Raw genomic sequence first — 1,462 nt, forward strand, 5'->3', positions numbered from 1 at the left:
CATCACGGCAGGCCTTCTGCCCCAGCGCGCACGCCAGGTAGCTCTTGCCCACGCCGGTGGGCCCGGTCAGCAGCACGTTCTGCTTGTCGGCCACCCACTTCGAGGTGGACAGCTCCATCACCTGCGGTTTGGTGAGGCCCCGCGCGTGGGCATAGTCGATGTCCTCCAGGCATGCCTGCTGGCGCAGCTTCGCGTGCTGCAGGCGCGAGGTGAGCTTCTTGTTCTCCCGGTACATCCACTCCGCGTCCGCCAGGAGGCCCACCAGGTCCACGGCGCTCAGGCCCTTGTCCCCAGGCTTCTCCACCCAGCTGCGCAGGTAGTTGGCCATGCCATGCAGCTTCATCGCGTTGAGCTTCTCCAGCGTCTGGTCCACCAGCATTTCTTCGCTTCCCCTTCCGTCTGTCTCAGTGGTCCGGCCGCAACTCGCCCATGAGGGCGCGCGCAGGCCACCGCCGATGCTGGGAGACTTGAGGGCCAGCACCGGCGGGAAATGTCCGCACACGGCCGTCAAGCCGCGCGTGTCGTCAGTGGTAGTAGTGGGCGCCGCGCACGTTCTCGTGCTCGGGCAGCGGGTCCTTCTCGGCCGTCTTCTCGTCGGCATCCTCGAGGCGGTGCTGGAGGATGGCGACCACGGACTTGTAGCCGACGGCGCGGTGGCGCAGCGCCCGGGCGCAGGCCTTCTCCACGCGCGGCTTGCCGTAACGCTTCTCCTCGGCCAGACGCAGCACGCCCAGCGCCGAGCGGAAGCCCTGCTGGGGATGGGGCCGCTTCGTCATCAGCTCCTCCACCAGCTTCGCGCACGAGGGGCCCACGCCTTCGGCCCAGCGGATGAGGCGAGAGGGTGTCCACTCGGCGTGCTGCCGGTGGGAGGCGGGCATGTGCTCGGGCTGCGTGGTGAAGCGTCCCTTCTCCAGGCCGCGCACGTGGCTGGCCACGCGGCGGCCCCCGAGGAAGACCTCGACGCAGCCTTCCGTGTGGCGCACCTCCACCGGCTTGCCCACCAGCGTGTACGGCACGCTGTACCAGTGGCCTTCCAGCTCCACGTGGTAGTCGATGTTGACGCGCGCCTTCTTCCAGAAGGCCAGCTCGTACGGCCTCGCAGGCAGGGCCCGCAGCGTGGCCTTCTCCACCTGCTCGAAGAGCTCCCAGCGCGACTTGCCCAGCTTGCGCATGGGCCGCGAGTTGAGCTTCTCCAGCAGCGGCTTCACCGCCTGCTGCACCTGGTAAAGCGAGGTGAAGTGCCGGTGGCGCAGCGCCGCCAGAATCCACCGCTCCGCCAGCAGCACGCCCACCTCCACCTTCGCCTTGTCCCGAGGCCGGCGCGGGCGCGCGGGCAGAATCGCGAAGCCGTAGTGCCGCGCCAGGTCCGCGTACGTGGGATTCAAGTCCGGCTCGTACCGGTGCGCCCGGGTGACGCCCGCCTTGAGGTTGTCGGGCACCACCACCTGGGTAGCGCCGCCGA

2 protein-coding genes are annotated in these 1,462 nt (G+C 69.2%); both read right to left on the minus strand.

What is annotated here, in order from left to right; all coding sequences use genetic code 11:
- Window positions 1-379: ATP-binding protein (locus LZ199_RS45900; protein ID WP_254000179.1), on the minus strand; the 379-nt coding region annotated here is incomplete at its 3' end.
- Between the two features lie 145 nt (window positions 380-524).
- The coding region (locus tag LZ199_RS45905; protein WP_407667353.1) for a Mu transposase domain-containing protein at window positions 525-1,462 on the minus strand (938 nt) is incomplete at its 5' end.

Origin of the sequence: Myxococcus qinghaiensis, assembly GCF_024198215.1 — a bacterium.
In the GTDB taxonomy this organism is placed as follows: Bacteria; Myxococcota; Myxococcia; order Myxococcales; family Myxococcaceae; genus Myxococcus; species Myxococcus qinghaiensis.